This is a genomic window from Xanthomonas maliensis (assembly GCF_009192945.1).
In the GTDB taxonomy this organism is placed as follows: domain Bacteria; phylum Pseudomonadota; class Gammaproteobacteria; order Xanthomonadales; family Xanthomonadaceae; genus Xanthomonas; species Xanthomonas maliensis.
In genome coordinates, this window is the sequence record NZ_NSET01000049.1 from 59063 (window position 1) to 75944 (window position 16882).

Sequence of the window (16882 nt, forward strand, 5' to 3'; positions counted from 1 at the left end):
CGCGTGTTGCGTTGCCGTTACCAGCCGAAGCCGGCACCCAGGCCGACCGAGCTGTCGTTACCGCTGAGCGCGCCGCCAATGGTCAGCGTGGCGCGCGGGCTGATCGCACGCTGGTAGCCGACCGATAGCGCCGACTCGCCGTTCTGGAAGCCGACACCGGCGCCCATCCGGTTCTGCGTGGCGATGCCGCCGACGCTGGCGGCCATGTTCAACATCGCCGTGCTCATCGCACCTTGACGATCCAGCCGGCGGTTCTGACGACGCAGGCGATCCTCGATATCGCCCTGGTAGGACTGGAAGCTGTCGGCCATCGCGTTGTAGCGACTGTCGGTGTAGCTGTTGGCCGCAGCGACGCCGTTGTCCAACTGCGCCTTGTTGACCGCATCGGTGGCGCGGGTACCGGCGGCCACGTTGGCGACCTGCCGCTCATTGCCAGCGCTGCCCACCGACACCGTATTGGCGCGGTCGGCCACCGAGCCTTGGCCCAATGCCACCGCACCTTGCGCGGTGGCACGCGCGCCCTGCCCGATCGCCGTGGCCGACGCCGCGCTGACCTGTGCGCCCTCGCCCATCGCCACCGCATTGGTCGCCACCGCGGCGATCTGCGTGTTGGCGCCGACCGCGGTGCTGCCATCGGCGTTGACCCGTGCATTGCTGCCGATCGCGGTGTCGTTGGGACCATGCGCATACGCGCTACCGCCGATCGCCGTGCCAGTGACGTCGTTGGCCACTGCAGCATTGCCCATCGCCGTGGAGGTGGTCGCCACCGTGCTGGTGCTGGCGACCGCCGGCGTCAGCGTGCCTTGCAGCCCGCCATCGCTACGCTCGGCCGTCGCCACCGCGGAGGCGGCAGGCGCCAGGACTGCCGGCACGCCGGCACTGCGCAGCGCAGCCGTCCGCAGCGGCGTCGTGCCACCCATGCGCCCATCCAGCTCGCTGACCTTGCTGTCCAGCGCGGTCAGTGCGGCCCCGACGTTGTTGTAGCTGGCGCCCTGGATCACGTAGGTCGGCGCAACGAACACGCCTTGCGCGCCGATGGCCGCGCCACCGCCCAGGAAACTGGCGGCATTGCTCAGCGACTGGAACAACTGTCCGCCATTGATCGCCTCGCTGCTGCCGTCGGCGATCGCACCGGCGCCCAGATTGACGATGCGACGCGTCGCCGGACCACCGCGACCGTTGCCGCTGCCCACCGAGACCGTATTGGCCTCGTAGGTGCGCGAACCCGAACCCAGCGCCACCGAATCGGCACCGCTGGCACCGGCATTGGCGCCCAACGCCACGCCGTTGACGCCGCTCTGGCGCACGAAGCTGTTGTAGCCCAGCGACAGCGCGTTCTCACCGATCGCATTGGTCTGCCGCCCCATCGCCGTGCTGTTCACGCCGCTGGCGCTGCTGTCCACGCCCAGCGCGCTGGCGCCGGTGGCGCTGGCACGACTGCCCGCCGCCACGGCCACGCTGCGGGCACCACTGGCCAAAGCACCAGCACCCGCCGCCGTGCTGCGCTCGCCGGTCGCACGCGCCGTGCCCTCGCCGTTGGCCTGCAGCACGCCGCTGGTGGCCTGCACATCGGCCGCCAACGCATCGAGCTGGCCCTTGTTGACCGCGTCGGTGGCGGCCTGGCCGTCGCTGACGTTGACGATGCGGCGCGTTGCCGGACCGCCGCGACCGTTGCCGCTGCCCACCGAGACCGTATTGGCCTCGTAGGTGCGCGAACCCGAGCCCAAGGCCACCGAATCGGCACCGCTGGCACCGGCATTGGCGCCCAACGCCACGCCGTTGACGCCGCTCTGGCGCACGAAACTGTTGTAGCCGATCGATACGGCATTTTCGCCGATCGCATTGACCTGCCGGCCGACACCGGTGCTGTTGATGCCGGTGGCCGAGCCATCCACGCCGATCACGCTGGCACCTGCCGCCTCGGCACGGCTGCCGCCGCCCAACGCGATGGTGTTGTCGGCCAGCGCGGCCGCGCTCTGCCCCAAGGCACTGGCATTGACGCCATCGGCGTAGGAATTCCAACCGATCGCGGTGGTGTAATCGGCCGTGGCCCAGGCACCGGCACCGAACGCCGCCGCACCCGTGCCTGATGCACGCGCCGGAATGAAACCGAAGAAGGTCGAGCCGCCGACGGCGACGCTTTCGGCACCGGTCGCCTCGCTGTACTCGCCCACGGCCACCGCGCTGCTGCCCGATGCCAGCGCCGCAGCGCCGACCGCGGTGCTGTAGTCGCTGGAGGCGACCGCGCCGTAGCCCAGTGCCGAAGACAGCCGGCCGCTGGACTCGCTGTAGCTGCCGAAGGCGGCGCTGCCGACTGCCGACGCAGCACTGCGGAAACCGGCGGCGATGGCCTGGTTGTCGGAGGCCACCGCTTCGTTGCCGAGCGCAGTGGTATAGGTCGACAGTGCCTGCGCACCGGCACCGCTGGCGGTCGCGCCAATGTCGCTGGCCAGCGCGTTGCTGCCGACCGCGCTGCTGCTCTCGCCCACCGCCTGCGCATTGCTGCCCAGCGCCGCGGCGTCGGTGCCGGCGGCCAGCGCGCCGAAGCCCACTGCCGTCGCATTGGTCGCCGCCGCCTGCGTGCCGCTACCCAAGGCGGTGGCGCCATCGGCAGTGGCATTGGCCGCCTCGCCAGCGGCCAGCGCATTGGCGCCGTCCACCAACGAACCGGCATCGCTGTCGGCGCTGGCGCTGGCCTGGAAATACTTGCTGGTGGTTTGCGCGGTCTCGGCCACTGCATTGAGCTGGTCGAGGTTGACCGCGTCGGTCCCTGCGGTGCCGGCAGCGACGTTGGTGATCTGCCGCTCGTTGCCGACGCTGCCCACCGACACCGCGAAGTCGCGATCGGCCACCGAATCGGCACCCAAGGCCACGCTGCTGCGGCCGGTGGACTCGGCGAAATTGCCCAACGCCGTGCTGTTGAGACCCGGCGCCCAGGCCGCGCCGCCCACCGCGGTGGAGTAGTCGCCGGAGGCTTCGGTCGGCAACAGGCCGAGCAGCGCGCCACCGACGGACACGCTGTGGTACCCGCTGGCGACGCTACCCTGGCCGGCCGCCACGCTGTAGGCGCCACTGGCGGTGGCATCGCCACCGACCGCCACGGTATTGGAACCGCTGGCGCTGCTGAAATTGCCCAGCGCCGTGCTGTTGAAACCACTGGCGGTGGAATAGCCACCCAGCGCGGTGGCGTAGTTCGCAGTGGCCTCGGCACCGAAGCCGAACGCCGCCGCGCTGGTGCCATTGGCCACGCTCTCCGCGCCCACCGCGGTGGCCGATTCACCGTTGGCGCTGGCGAAATAGCCCATCGCGGTGGATTCGCTGCCCTGCGCTTCGCTCAACGCACCGGCTGCCAGCGTGCCGTCGCCATAGGCGCCGGCTGCGGCACCCACGGCCGTGCTCTGCGCACCAGCCGCCTCGCTCTCACCGCCGATGGCCACACCGTAATCGCCACTGGCCTGACTGAAGGCGCCGTTGGCCACGCTACCGAAACCGATGGCCGCGGCGTTGTAGCCGGCAGCGCTGGCGTACTGCGCGCTGGCGCTGGCGCCGCTGCCGATGGCCAGCGTGCCGGTCCCGATCGCCTGACTGGTGGAGCCGAAGGCGCTGCTGTAGTCGCCGTCGGCGGTGGCATTGGAGCCGGCCGCGGTGGCGTCCACGCCCTGCGCGGCGGCGGTACCGTCGCCGGTCCCGGCGTACAAGCGCGCGGTCGTGCCGGCGGTGTCGGCCACTGCGTTGAGCTGATCCAGGTTCACTGCATCGGTGCCCTCGGTGCCGGCCGCGACGTTGGTGATCTGGCGCTCGCCACCGATGCTGCCGACCGAGACCGTGTTGGCGCGGTCGGCAAGGGAGCCTGCGCCCAACGCGACGCTGTCGTCGGCAGGCGTATACGCACCGCTGCCGAGGCTGACGCTCCGCGTACCCGAGGCGTTGGACTGCCAGCCCAGCGCGACACTCTCGGTACCAGGCGCATAGGATTGGGCGCCGAGCGAAGTGGCGCTTGGGCCCGACGCGATTGCGTACGTGCCCAACGCGACCGACGAGTAGTTGATTGCCTGCGCATTCGCGCCCAGCGCAGTGCTGTAGTCACCATCGGCCACACTTTCGCTACCGATTGCGGTGCCGCTATAACCGCGCGCCGCGCTGGCGTTACCCACTGCGGACGATGCGATCCCGCTACTGCTGCTTTCGTAACCGATCGCTGTTGCAGTACGGCCATTGGCGACGCTGAAGCCGCCGACCGCCGTGCTGGATTCTCCCGATGCCATGCTGTCGCTGCCCAGCGCGGTGGCGTAGGTCTCAACGGCGCGGCTGTTGTTCCCCACCGCCGTGGCAGAGAAGGCACTGGCACTGGCATAGCCGCCAACGGCCGTGCTGTAAGCAGTGGCTTGACTGCCGGCGCCGAGCGCAATGCTCTGATCGCCGTCAGCCTGTGCCCCCCAGCCCAGCGCCGCGCTGTCCTCGCCAACGGCACTCGAGCCGCTGCCCAATGCAGTGGAGCGAGCGCCATAGGCATTGGCGAAGGCGCCCAGCGCGACCGCGTCGGTGTCGGCGGCGAAGGCATTCGGGCCGACGGCGGTGCTGTCGTAGCCATAGGCATTGCTTTCGACGCCGATCGCGACGCTGCCGTCGCCCCAGGCAACGCTGGTCATGCCCAGCGCGGTAGAGGAGCCCCCATTGGCCAGGCTTTCGTAGCCGATGGCGGTGGCATAGCGCTGACTGGCGATACTGTTGCCGCCGACGGCGGTGCTGAAGTAGGCCGATGCGGCGCTGTTGGAACCCAGCGCAGTCGCGAAGTCATCGCCGGCATAGCTGTTGAAGCCGACTGCCGTCGCATTGGCGACGCTGGCGGACGCACCACTGCCCACGGCGGTGGTGTTGATGTCCGTCGCCTGGCTGCCGGCGCCCAGCGCGGTGCTGTAATCGCTCAACGCCGAGGCGTTGGATCCGGCCGCCACGCTGTCGACGCCCTGGGCGAGCGCGCTGCCTTCGCCGGTGGCGGTGAAGCTGCGCGCCGTCTCGGAGGCCAGCTCGGAGACCGTGGTCAGCTGCTGCAGGTTCACCGCATCGGTGGCCTCGGTGCCGGCGGCGACGTTGGTGATCTGGCGCTCCGCGCCGGAGGCGCCGACCGACACCGTATCGGCGCGGGTGGCGATCGAATTGGCGCCCAGCGCAACCGAGTTGGCGCCGCGCGCGGTGCTGAAGTAGCCCACGGCGGTGCTGGACGCACCGCTGGCCCACGATTCCGGACCCACCGCGGTGGCGGCCTCGCCCGGCGCGTAGGCGAAATAGCCAATCGCCGTGGCTTCGGTGCCGGAGGCTTCGCTCAACGTACCGACCGCGGTGGTGTAGGTGCCCGACGCAATCGCACCGGCGCCCAGCGCGGTGGCCGCTTCGCCGCTGGCCTGGGTCTGGACGAAGAAGCCCAGTCCCGGAATCAGATCGACTGGACCACCGACGGCAGTGCTGCTGGTGCCGCTGGCGCTGGTCTGGGTCCCGATGGCGGTGGCGTACTCACCGGTGGCATTGGCGACCGCGCCGAAGGCAGCGGACTGCGCACCGGCGGCGTAAGCGCCGACGCCGAAGGAGGAGGCGGCAAAGCCATCGGCACTGGCGCTGGCGCCGACCGCGGTGCCGCCGACGCCGGCACTGGTGGCGCCGGTGTCGACCGGCACCCCGCCATTGGTGATCAGCGGATTGCCGTCTGCATCGACGGCGGCACCGCCGACGGCCACGCTGCCCGGGCCATTGGCCTGCGCGTTATGACCGAACGCAGCGCTGTTCTGGCCGACTGCCAGGGCATTGGCGCCGACGGCAGTGGCATTGTTGGCCAGCGCGTTGGCGCCACTGCCCACGGCGGTGGCAGCGGTGCCGATCGCATTGCTGGCATCGCCGGCGGCCAACGCGGAGGCGCCGTCGACATAGGCGCCGACGCTGTCCTCGCCCGGCGCTGCCTTGAAGAACGTGGCCGTTTCCTCTGCCACATCGGCGACGTCGCGCAGCTGCGCGAGGTTCACCGCATCGGTGGCGTTGACGCCGGCCGAGACGTTGGTGATGCGGCGCGTGGCCGGGCCACCGCGGCCGTTGCCGCTACCGATCGACACCACGTCGTCTTCATAGGTGCGCGAACCGGCACCGAGCGCAACCGAGTTGGCACCGCTGACGCCGGCGTTGGCGCCCAGCGCCACGCCGTTCTCGCCGCTCTGGCGCACGAAGCTGTTGTAGCCGATCGCCACCGCGTTCTCGCCGATCGCATTGGTCTGGCGCCCGATCGCGCTGCTGTTGACGCCGCTCGCGCTGCTGTCGGCACCGGTGGCCACCGCGCCGGTGGCGCTGGCGTCGCTGCCCGCACCGATCGCGGTCGCATGAGCGGCGGGAGCGGCAGCCCCCTGGCCGACGGCAAGCGATTGCGCATGGGTGGTCGGTGGCGCGGCGATCCCGCTACCCAGCGCCAGGACGATCGCCGCAGCCAGGCCGATGACCGCGCGGCGGTCGGTGAGCGTACCGGTGGCCACGGCACCCGGGCTGTCGCCACTGGCCAGCTCCGAGGCCACGGTCCACACCCCCAACGATTTGTTCCAGACCTTGCGATAAATCCGATTCATCGACGTGCTACTCCTGAAGTGGACTGGTTATGTGCGTTCACCCACCGCAGGGCAGGCCCGGCGATTCCTGAGGGTGGGTCGCTACCGCTGGTCGGGACGGCGGGAGGCTCTCGCCTGCGCCTGAAAAGTCAAAAAGTGAACGCTACCCAACCATAGGACTGAGCGAAGTGTTAACAGCGGCCAATTGGGGCGTCAAGTTTTTGACGGACATGGGCATTTTTCGCGAAACGCATCACGATTTCGCGTGCTTTTATTAATTTTTCGATAAATCTTTGGAAAACAGCAACCTAGGTCACGCCAAGTGCTCAGCCGACAGGATGAGCCCGCTCTGAATGACGTCGCGAAATGACCTGCACGCGCAATTCACGCCAGGGCGCGCGTGCGCAAAATGGTGCGCTGCGTGGGTGTGGATGCGCTCGCTTGCCTTCGCTGGTGGATCGCGTGCACGACAACCGACCACAGCGACGGTTTTCCGCCAGCCAAAGGCCGCAGTCGGTGAGGTGCCGGGATGTCGTCGCGCGTGTCGGGTGACGCGAGGTACGCGGCATCGACCTCGTCGTCGCCACTGCGTGATGTGCGAAGTGCCAGGCGCATGCGGCCAGCGTTTACCGAGCGCAGGCGAGCGCCGGCGGACACCCGCAACACCATCGCTCGCCAAGCAATGCGCAGCAGTGGTCGTTGCGCCCTGGCGACCGCTGAGGCCGCCAGGCAGTCGCGAATCGTCCGTTCTGCGGGTCCAACGCTGCGCTGCGCGCCCGACACTCGGGCAGTCTGAGTCGTCGCTGGCGGATGCCGCCAGCGGGACACGTTGCGACGGGTCGGCAACACGCCTGGCCATCGCGCGTCGCGTTGCACGATCAGCCTGTGACGCGGCTGTCAGCCAGAGCGCATCCGGCCACTGCCAGCAACGTACGCTGGTGTGCTGCCCACAGACGACAACGGCCGCAGGCGTGTGCCCGCGACCGTTGTCACTCCCCTATCGCTTCAGTACGCCTACGCGTGAGGCTTAGAGCAGCCAACAAACCGACTGCGCAACCGGCAGGCGGGCGCGGCCGCTGCTCGGAATCCTCACGTACCACTCGTACACTGCGGTTCCTGTGCGCCGTCCACGCCTACCTGCCGGCTGCTCGCGATGTTTTGTTAGCCACTCTTAGCCGCACCACACCCGCGCGTTGCGGAACATCCGCAGCCACGGCGAGTCCTCGCCCCATGTGGCCGGATGCCAACTCAGGTTGATCGAACGCGGCGTGCGCTCCGGATGCGGCATCAGGATCGTCACCCGCCCGTCGGTGCTGGTCAGCCCGGTGATGCCATCGGGCGAGCCGTTGGGATTGAGCGGGTACTGCGTGGCCACGGCACCATTGCCGTCGACAAAGCGCAGGGCCACGCGCGCGGCCGCCTGATCGACCGCCGTGGCGAACTCGGCGCGACCCTCGCCGTGCGCCACGGCGACCGGAATCCGCGAACCGGCCATGCCACGCAGCAGCACCGAAGGCGACTCGACCACTTCCAGCAAGGCGGTGCGCGCCTCGAACTGCTCGCTGCGATTGCGCAGAAAGCGCGGCCAGTGTTCGGCGCCGGGAATGATGTCCTTCAACTGGCTGAGCATCTGGCAGCCGTTGCACACGCCCAGCGCGAAGGTATCGCTGCGCGCGAAGAAGCCAGCGAACGCCTCGCGCAGCGCACCACGCTCCAGGATCGAGGTGGCCCAGCCACGCCCGGCACCGAGCACGTCGCCATAGCTGAAGCCACCACAGGCGGCCAGGCCGACGAAGTCGGCCAGGTCGACGCGGCCATCGATCAGGTCGCTCATGTGCACGTCGAAGGCGCGGAAGCCGGCACGCTCGAAGTTGTAGGCCATTTCGATCTGGCCGTTGACGCCTTGCTCGCGCAGGATCGCCACCTTCGGGCGGGCGCCGGTGGCCACGAACGGAGCGGCCACGTCCTCCGACGGGTCGAACGCCAATGCCGGGCGCAGGCCCGGTGCGTCGAAATCGCGCGCCACCGCGCGCTCTTCGTCCGCGCTGTCGGGGTTGTCGCGCAGCTTCTGCATCGCGTGGGTCACCGACCACCAGGCGTCGAACAGCTCGTCCCAGCGCCACTCGGCCAGCGTGCGGCCTTGCGCGCCGACGCGGATGCGCGGCGTGCCGGTGGGACGGGCGATGCGTTGCGCGCATTCGGTGAGCGCGTGGCGTTCGACCAGGTCGGCGAACGCAGCGCGATCCTCGTTGGCGATCTGCACCACCGCGCCCAGCTCTTCATTGAACAGACTACGGAACGCGTCCTCACCCCAGGCGTCGAGGGTGATGTCCAGGCCCTGCCGCGCGGCGAAGGCCATTTCGCACAACGCGGCGAAGGCACCGCCATCGCTGCGATCGTGGTAGGCCAGCAACAGCCCGGCCTCGCGCGCATCGCCGATCAACTCGAAGAAGTTGCGCAGCCGCTGCGGGTCGTCCAGGTCCGGCACGTCGCCACCGAATGCCGGCAATGCGTCCTCGCCCGGATGTACCTGCGCCAGCACCGAGCCGCCCAACCGCTGCTTGCCACCGCCCAGACCGATCAACCACAGCTCGCTGTCCTCGCCCCGCTGCAACAGGGGAGTGAGCTGGCCGCGCACATCGGCGACCGGTGCGAAGGCGGAAATGATCAGCGAGACCGGGGAGACGCTTTTGTGGGTCTGTTCGGAACCCTGGACCCTGGACCCTGAACCCGCAACGGCCGATGTTGCCGAATCCCCCGTGGGCACCTGCTCTTCCCGGGTCCCGGCAATTTGCCACTGCGCCTGCATCGACAACGAGTCCTTGCCGACCGGCACGCTCAGCTCCAGCGCCGGGCACAGCTCCATGCCGACCGCACGCACCGCGTCGTACAACAACGCGTCCTCGCCGGGATGCCCGGCGGCGGCCATCCAGTTGGCCGACAGCTTGATGCTGTCCAGCGCCAGCACCGGTGCGGCGCAGAGATTGGTGATCGCCTCACCGACCGCCATGCGCGCGGCCGCCGCCGCGTTCAACAGCGCCAGCGGCGTGCGCTCGCCGATCGCCATTGCCTCGCCAGCATGGCCGTCGAAGCCGGACAAGGTGATCGCGCAGTCGGCCAGCGGCAGCTGCCAGGGCCCGATCATCTGCTCGCGCACGGTCAACCCACCGACACTGCGGTCGCCGATGGTGACCAGAAAGCTCTTGGACGCCACGCTTGGATGCGCCAGCACGCGCAGGCCGGCCTGATGCAGGTCCAGCGCGGCGGTCTGCAGCGCCGGCCAACGCGGCGCCGGCGGATGCACCGCGTCACGATGCATCTTCGGCGGCTTGCCGAACAAGACGTCCATGGGGAGGTCGATGGGAAGATCGTGGGAGGAGCCGGGACCCGTCACGGCAGTCTCCCGGGCTGCGCTGGAGGCGTCCTTCGCAGATGTGGGGTCCTGCGCTGGCGCTTGCTCTTCCCGGGACCCGGGTCCCGGGTCCCGGGTCCCGGCATCCAGCGTCCCATACCCCACCACCAGTCGCTGCTCGGAGGTTGCCACCCCGACCGCGGCGAACGGGCAGCGCTCGCGCGCGCAGATCGCCGCGAACGTCTCCAGTTGCGCTTGCGGCACGCCCAGCACGTAGCGTTCCTGCGACTCGTTACACCACAGTTCCAGCGGGGACAGCGACGGATCGTCGCTGGGCACGCGGCCCAGGTCGATCACCCCGCCCACGCCGGAATCGTGCAGCAGCTCTGGGATGGCGTTGGACAGTCCGCCGGCGCCGACGTCATGGAACCAGCGAATCGGATTGTTTGCCCCCAGCGCCACGCAGCGGTCGATGACCTCCTGGCAGCGGCGTTCCATCTCCGGGTTCTCGCGCTGCACGCTGGCGAAGTCCAGCGCCTCGGCGCTGTCGCCGGCCGCCACCGAACTGGCCGCCCCACCGCCCAGGCCGATCAGCATCGCCGGCCCGCCCAGCACGATGACCGCATCGCCTGGCTGCAGCGGAATCTTCTCGACCTGACTGCGGTCGATCGCGCCCAGGCCACCGGCCAGCATGATCGGCTTGTCGTAGGCGCGCGTCAGCTCCGGGCCTTCGGCCAGCTCGAAGCTGCGGAAGTAACCCAACAGATTGGGCCGACCGAACTCGTTATTGAAGGCGGCGCCACCCAGTGGGCCATCGAGCATGATGTCCAGCGCCGGCGCCATGCGCGGATTCAGCGGGCGTGGCGCTTCCCAGGGTTGCGGCAGGGTCGGGATGCGCAGGTGCGAGACCGAGAATCCGGTCAGGCCGGCCTTGGGCTTGCCGCCGCGGCCGGTGGCGCCTTCGTCGCGGATTTCTCCGCCGGCACCGGTGGCCGCGCCGGGGAACGGCGCGATCGCGGTCGGGTGGTTATGGGTCTCCACCTTGATCGCAAAGGCCGAGGGCAGCACCGCTTCGCGGCGATACTCGCCGCTGGCCGGGTCCGGACGATAGCGCGCGGCCGGCGCCCCCTCCACCACCGCCGCGTTGTCGCTGTAGGCCGACAAGGTGTGCTGCGGGGTCTGCTGGTGGGTGTGCTTGATCATCCGGAACAGCGAGCGGTCCTGCGGCTTGCCGTCGATGCTCCAGCTGGCGTTGAAGATCTTGTGCCGACAGTGCTCCGAGTTGGCCTGCGCGAACATCATCAGTTCGACATCGGCGGGATCGCGCCCGAGCTCGGCAAACCGCGTGCGCAGGTAGTCGATCTCGTCGTCGGCCAACGCCAGCCCCAACTCGCCGTTGGCCCGCTCCAACGCGTCCAGCGCGATGCGTTCCAATGTACCCGGATCGGGCACGTTGAACAGCGCCTCGGCCGCTGCCGCACTGCCCAGCAACGATTGCGTCATCGGGTCATGCAGCAGCTTGGCCACTGCGGCCTGGCGCTCGGCGTCCTGCGGCCAACCGGCCAGGTCGATGCGTGTCCCGCGCTCGACCCGCTGGATCGGCTGCCCGGCCCCACGCACCAGCTCGGTGGCCTTGCTCGACCAGGGCGACAACGTCCCCAGCCGCGGCACCACGTAGCGCGTGCTGGCGCCGTCGGCGCAAGGCGCCGGATCCGGCGCAGCCTGCAGGATGCGTTGCAAGGTGGCCTGATTCGGGGCCTGCCCGGCCTCGACGCGGAGGAAGTAGACGTACCAGGCGCCGGTGATGCGCAGCGTGGGCGCGACGGCTTGCAGGCGGGTTTCGAGCCGAGCGCGGCGGAACGGCGAAAGGGCGGAAGCGCCCTCGAGGACCATCATGTCCGAAGAACCGTGTCAGAAGCGGGGCCCGCCATTGTAGCGGAGGTTGACCAGGCCGGCCCGTCGGCCGTGTGGCCCCGCCCGCACGTCGCGGTTGCGGTGGCTGCAAGGGGCTCGGCAGTCAGCAGGTCCGCTGCGCGGCGTCGCCTTCGCGACGAAGACCCCGCGCCTCGCAGGACCGCCGCGTGTACCGGCCACCGCCGGCAGTCACCACCTCGCGGCCGCCGAAGCGACGACGACCGCGGAGGTCAAGCGCGCCAAAACGAACAAGGCCGGACTGCGCGGCAGCCGGCCCTGCTCGGTGCTGATCGCGGCGCCGTTCAACTGCGGCGCCGATATGGGTCAGCGGCTACCGCCGGCGCTGCTGGCCGCAGCGCGCTTGTCCAACGCCGCACGCAGCTGCGCGGGCGGCAGATAACCGCCCAGTTGGGTGCCATCGGGTGCAAAGATCGCCGGGGTGCCATTGACGCCCAGCCGCTGGCCCAAGGTGTACTCCATCGACACCGGGTTGTTGCAGTCCTTGGAGGCGACCGGCTGGCCCGACTTGGCAGCGGTGAGGGCCTGCTTGCGGTCGGCCGCACACCACACCGCGATCATTTCCTTGTGGTCCTGGCTGCCCAGGCCCATACGCGGGAACGCCAGGTATTCCACTGCGATACCTTGCTTGTTCAGTTCGGCGATCTCGCTATGCAGCTTGCGGCAGTAGCCGCACTCGACGTCGGTGAACACGGTAACGGTGTACTTGGGATTGGCCGGCGCGAACACGATGCGATCGGCCTTGGGCACGGTCTGCAGCTGCTTGCGTCGGTAAGCGAGCAGGCCCTCGCTGGCGGCAAACTGCTTGTTCTGGATATCGAACGGCTGTGCCTGCATCACATAGCGGCCATCGTCGCTGACGTAGAGCACTTGTCCGGCGACCACCACCTCGCGAAAACCCGCGAACGGGGCCGCGCCGATGTAATCGGGCTTGAAGTCCGGATCAAGCGCCTTGAGCGCGGTGCTGACGCGCTGATCGACGCCCGCTGCGGCGCTGGCGTTTGCGGCAGGCGCCTTGGCGGCATCGCCCGCTGCGGGCTGCGGCGACTGTGCGCAGGCGGTAAGGCTGATCGCGCCCAGCAGGGCGGCAATGGCAAGACGGTACATTCACGCATCCAGTGGAATGAGATGGCTGGGATTCTCGCATAGCGCAGCTGAAGCCAGCAGAGCCCGCGCACCTTGCCGTCGCCGGTGCAACCCCAATGCGCTTCGGCTAGCCGCGCGGATGATGGCGCGTATGCAACGTCTGCAAGTGTTGCCGCGCGACCAGGGTGTAGATCTGGGTGGTCGACAACGAGCTATGGCCCAGCAACAGTTGCAGCGCGCGCAGATCGGCGCCGTGGTTGAGCAGATGGGTGGCAAAACTGTGACGCAGCCCATGTGGGCTGATGATCGCCGGGTCGATGCCTGCCACCGCCGCATAGCGCTTGACCAGCGCCCAGAACTGTTGCCGGCTCGGCGGACGCCGGCTGGCATCGATGAACAGCGGAACGTGGCCGTCCACGGCAGGCACCGCTGTCCGCCCCGCCAGCAACGGCCGCGCCTGCTGCAGATACCGTTCCAGCCAGTGCTGGGACTCCTCGCCCAACGGCACCAGGCGCTCCTTGCTGCCCTTGCCGGTGACCCGCAGTACCCCTTGCCGCAGGTTGACCGCGGCCGCGGGCAGCTGCACCAGTTCGCTGACCCGCAGGCCGGCGGCGTACATCAGTTCGAGCATGGCGCGGTCGCGCAGGCCTAACGGGTCATCCAGCGATGGCGCCGCCAGCAAGGCCTCGATCTGGCTTTCGGTCAGCGCCTTGGGCAATGCACGCGGCAACCGCGGCGGCTCCAGCAAGGCAGTGGGATCGTCCTGCCGCAGGCCATCGCGCAGGCAAGCGGCATAGAACGCACGCAGCGCCGACAACAGCCGTGCATTGCTGCGCGGCGCATAGCGGGCTTCGCTACGCCAGCGCAGGTAGTCGAACAGCGCCGCGCGATCGGCGCCGAGCAAGCCGCCGCCGGCGCCAGCACGCCAGCGCGCCACTCCTTCGAGATCGCGCCGATAGCTGTCCAGGGTCTGCCTGGACACCCCCTGCTCGGCCCAGAGGCGGTCGAGGAAACGCTGGATGGACGCTGCATCGGCGGACGGCACCGGCGGCAGCTGCTGGGTGCGTTGACGGCGTTCGGCGGGACTGCTGGCGGGCATGGCGACAGCTTAGCGGGCGCCGCGCGCCGGGCCCAGCACGATGGACACCACGCTGTTGCGCGAACAGCGGCGCCGGCTATGCTCTGGCGATGACTGCCCCCCCTCCCCCGCCGAGCGAACGCACGCATGCGCTGGTGGGTTGGCGCCTGCTGTCCCTGTGCTACGACGCGTGGCCGGTGCTGGCGCTGTCGATGTTGATTTCCACCGGATTCACCCTCGCCTTTACCTGGGCCGGTCATCCTGCCCGCGAGAACATCGCGCCGTTCAGTGGCTGGCAATGGCTGTTGTGGCTGTGCTGTTGGCTGGCCGCCGGGGTCTACGCCACCGTCAGTTGGCGGCGCGGCGGCCAAACCTTGGGCATGCGTCCCTGGCGGCTGCGGCTACACGGCGCGGACGGCAGCGCACCGCGCTGGGGCGCGCTGTGGCGACGCTATCTGATCGGCACGCTCTCGTTGCTGTTGGGCGGGCTGGGATTCTGGTGGGCCTGGCTGGACCGCGACCGCCTGACCTGGCACGACCGCGCCAGCGGCACACGGCTGCGGCGCGCGCCTCGATCCACTGTCTGAAACACACCGCACGCGCACGGCACGGATGCAGGCGCGGCGTCCGCGCGCGCGGTGTTCGTCGATCAACTGCTCCGTCGTCGGAACAGCCAGGCCGAGACGGCCAGCATCACCATCGGCGGCAACGCATAGGCGATCCGGTAATCCAACCGCAGCGCACCGGCCATGCGACCGAAGAACAACTGCAGCAGCCAAAAGCCCAACGCGAACAGGATGCCTAGAAACAGGCGCTTGCCCAGGCCACCGCTGCGCAGCGAACCGAACGAGAACGGAATGGCCGCCATACACAGCGCCAGCACGTTCAAGGGATAGAACCAGCGGCTCCAGTACTGGTCTTCGTAATCGCGCGCATCCAGGCCATTGCGACGTCGGTATTCGATGCTCTGGCCGAGGTCGTGCGCGGATAGGTTGCGCGGCCGGGTCAGGCCCGCGGCCAGCGCGGCCGGATCGAGCTGCGACTGCCACGCCAGTTCCGGCAGCGTTTCCCGCTGCACCGAACGCTCCTGGAAGGTGTCGCGGCGCACCTGCCGCAGCGTCCAGCCGCCGTCGCGGTGCTCGGCCGTCACCGCATAGGTGATCTGGTGAACGCGGCCACTCGGATCCAGTTGATAGAGCCGCACATCATGCAGCACCAGCGCGGTGCCGCCGCCGTCCAGCAATTTCTCCTCGCCGCTCAGGGCATTGAGGAAGGTATCGCCTTCGCGCGCCCATAGACCGGAGTACATCGCGGTCGCCATGTTGCTCTGGTACTTGGCGCTGGTCTTCAAGGTATCGGCCTGACTCTGCGCCCACGGCGCCAACGTCTCGCCACTGAGGACCATGGTGGCGGTCAGCAGCGCCATCGCCGCGACGACCGAGGCGGACATGCGCTTACGCGACACACCCAGCGCCCGCAGCGCGGTGAGTTCGGAGGTGGCAGCCAGCTGCCCCAAGCCCATCAGCGCTCCAATGACCGCTGCGGTGGGAAACAAGGTGTAAGCGCGGCGCGGGACGGTATAGGCCACGTACGCGACCGCATGACCGAAGCTGTAGTTGCCCTGGCCGATGCTCTTGGCCTCGCTGGCAAAGCCGTTGACGACATCCAGGCCCAGCAGCACCGCCCAGGTCAGCAGCACCGTGGCCAGCACGGCACGGCCCACGTACAGATCGTGGACCCGCGGAATCAGCCTCATGCGCGTGCCCTCGGCCGCGCGACGCGGCCATCACGGGCATAGGCCCAAACGGAGAGTGCCAGCAGCGGCAAGGTCAGCCACCACAGGCCGAGCGCGGCCGGCGTCTTTCCGTTGGCGATCCACTGCGTGCCGACGATCATCAGATTAGTGCCCGCCATGTACGCCACGAAGGCCAGCATGATGCGCCCGTAGCGCTGCTGCCGCGGCGAGCTACGCGACAGCGGCAGGGTCAGCAAGGCGAACGCCAGCGCCAGCAGCGGCGGGGCCAGACGCGAATGCAGTTGCGCACGGGCGGTGGGGCGGCTGTCGGACAGCAGTCGCAGGGTCGACATCACTTCCGGATCGTTGGCGTCGTGGACCTGGCTGCGGTCCGGCAAGGCGACGTCGTTGCTGGCGAACTTCATCAGCCGGTAATCCAGCGTGGCGCCACCGGCAGGCCCCTCGATGCGATACCCATCTTCCAAGCGCAGGTAGCGCTCGGCCTTGCCTTCGAAGAACATCGCGCCGCGATCGGCGGTGACCACGTCGATCCGGTCATCCTTCTGCCGTTGCATGAAGACCTTGTGCAGGCCCTTGCCGTCGCCTGAGATCTGGCTCAGGTAAACCACCCCGCCACCGGACAGCGGGGTGAACTGGCCGGCCTCCAGGCCGGCCATCAGCACGCTGCGGTTGGCGTCCTCGAGCATGGTCTCGGCGGTACGGCTGGCCCACGGCCCCAGCCAGAGCGAGCAGGCGCCGACCAGCACGACAACCGGCACCACCAGCAGCAGGATCGGCCGCAACAACCGCCGCGGGCCGACGCCGATGGCGGTGATCACCGCCATTTCCGAGTCCCGGTACAGCCGCGCCAGCGCCAGCAGCAGGCCCAGCATCAACGCCAGCGGCAGGATGATGGGCAGGTAGGCAACGAATTGCAGACCCACCTGCGACAGCAGCAGGCGAGCGGGGATGCGGCCGTCGGCGATGTTGCCGAGGATGTCCACCAGCACCCCGCCGACGCTCACCACCAGCAATACGATCAAGGTCGCCAGGAAGCTCTGGGTGAAATCGCTAAGCAGGTATCGATCGAGCTTCGGCATGGGGTGGGCTTGTTTTAA

8 protein-coding genes and 1 other RNA gene are annotated in these 16882 nt (G+C 69.1%); 2 read left to right on the top strand and 7 right to left on the bottom strand.

The window, feature by feature from the left end; translation table 11 throughout:
• Positions 1–17: 17 nt before the first annotated feature.
• The gene (locus CKY51_RS15455) at positions 18–6602 is read right to left on the bottom strand and encodes an ESPR-type extended signal peptide-containing protein (RefSeq protein ID WP_152249472.1); all 6585 of its coding nucleotides are present in this window, start codon (positions 6600–6602) and stop codon (positions 18–20) included.
• Positions 6603–6965: 363 nt separating this feature from the next.
• Positions 6966–7196 (bottom strand): hypothetical protein, encoded by a 231-nt coding sequence (locus CKY51_RS15460; RefSeq protein WP_152249473.1) that lies wholly within the window; start codon positions 7194–7196, stop codon positions 6966–6968.
• A gap of 476 nt (positions 7197–7672) precedes the next feature.
• Between CKY51_RS15460 and CKY51_RS15465 the strand changes: the two genes are divergently transcribed.
• Positions 7673–7748: non-coding RNA, sX9 sRNA (locus CKY51_RS15465), on the top strand.
• A gap of 4 nt (positions 7749–7752) precedes the next feature.
• Here the strand turns inward: CKY51_RS15465 and purL are convergent.
• The 3 genes from purL to xerD all read right to left on the bottom strand — a co-directional run bounded on the left by purL (position 7753) and on the right by xerD (position 14050).
• Positions 7753–11829, bottom strand: coding sequence for a phosphoribosylformylglycinamidine synthase (purL, locus tag CKY51_RS15470; RefSeq protein WP_022974358.1), 4077 nt, complete (start codon positions 11827–11829; stop codon positions 7753–7755).
• Positions 11830–12171: 342 nt separating this feature from the next.
• Positions 12172–12972 (bottom strand): DsbC family protein, encoded by an 801-nt coding sequence (locus CKY51_RS15480; protein WP_022974357.1) that lies wholly within the window; start codon positions 12970–12972, stop codon positions 12172–12174.
• Positions 12973–13078: 106 nt separating this feature from the next.
• Positions 13079–14050, bottom strand: coding sequence for a site-specific tyrosine recombinase XerD (gene xerD / locus CKY51_RS15485; RefSeq protein ID WP_031340870.1), 972 nt, complete (start codon positions 14048–14050; stop codon positions 13079–13081).
• A gap of 89 nt (positions 14051–14139) precedes the next feature.
• Here xerD and CKY51_RS15490 point away from each other — a divergent pair, with 89 nt between their 5' ends.
• Positions 14140–14616 (top strand): RDD family protein, encoded by a 477-nt coding sequence (locus CKY51_RS15490; protein WP_031340869.1) that lies wholly within the window; start codon positions 14140–14142, stop codon positions 14614–14616.
• A gap of 62 nt (positions 14617–14678) precedes the next feature.
• Here CKY51_RS15490 and lptG read toward each other — a convergent pair whose 3' ends face one another.
• Together lptG and lptF are read right to left on the bottom strand one after the other, a co-directional pair.
• A complete protein-coding gene (gene lptG / locus CKY51_RS15495) occupies positions 14679–15785 on the bottom strand; it encodes an LPS export ABC transporter permease LptG (protein ID WP_022974354.1) in 1107 nt (368 codons plus the stop codon).
• Positions 15782–16864 (bottom strand): LPS export ABC transporter permease LptF, encoded by a 1083-nt coding sequence (lptF, locus tag CKY51_RS15500; RefSeq protein ID WP_022974353.1) that lies wholly within the window; start codon positions 16862–16864, stop codon positions 15782–15784. Before lptF ends, lptG begins: the two co-directional genes overlap by 4 nt.
• Between the last annotated feature and the right edge of the window lie 18 nt (positions 16865–16882).

Excerpts from the sequence above, each read along its gene's own strand:
- CKY51_RS15455 (WP_152249472.1), bottom strand. The coding sequence starts at position 6,602 with ATGAATCGGATTTATCGCAAGGTCTGGAACAAATCGTTGGGGGTGTGG.
- CKY51_RS15460 (WP_152249473.1), bottom strand. The coding sequence starts at position 7,196 with ATGCGCCTGGCACTTCGCACATCACGCAGTGGCGACGACGAGGTCGAT.
- purL (WP_022974358.1), bottom strand. The coding sequence starts at position 11,829 with ATGATGGTCCTCGAGGGCGCTTCCGCCCTTTCGCCGTTCCGCCGCGCT.
- CKY51_RS15480 (WP_022974357.1), bottom strand. The coding sequence starts at position 12,972 with ATGTACCGTCTTGCCATTGCCGCCCTGCTGGGCGCGATCAGCCTTACC.
- xerD (WP_031340870.1), bottom strand. The coding sequence starts at position 14,050 with ATGCCCGCCAGCAGTCCCGCCGAACGCCGTCAACGCACCCAGCAGCTG.
- CKY51_RS15490 (WP_031340869.1), top strand. The coding sequence starts at position 14,140 with ATGACTGCCCCCCCTCCCCCGCCGAGCGAACGCACGCATGCGCTGGTG.
- lptG (WP_022974354.1), bottom strand. The coding sequence starts at position 15,785 with ATGAGGCTGATTCCGCGGGTCCACGATCTGTACGTGGGCCGTGCCGTG.
- lptF (WP_022974353.1), bottom strand. The coding sequence starts at position 16,864 with ATGCCGAAGCTCGATCGATACCTGCTTAGCGATTTCACCCAGAGCTTC.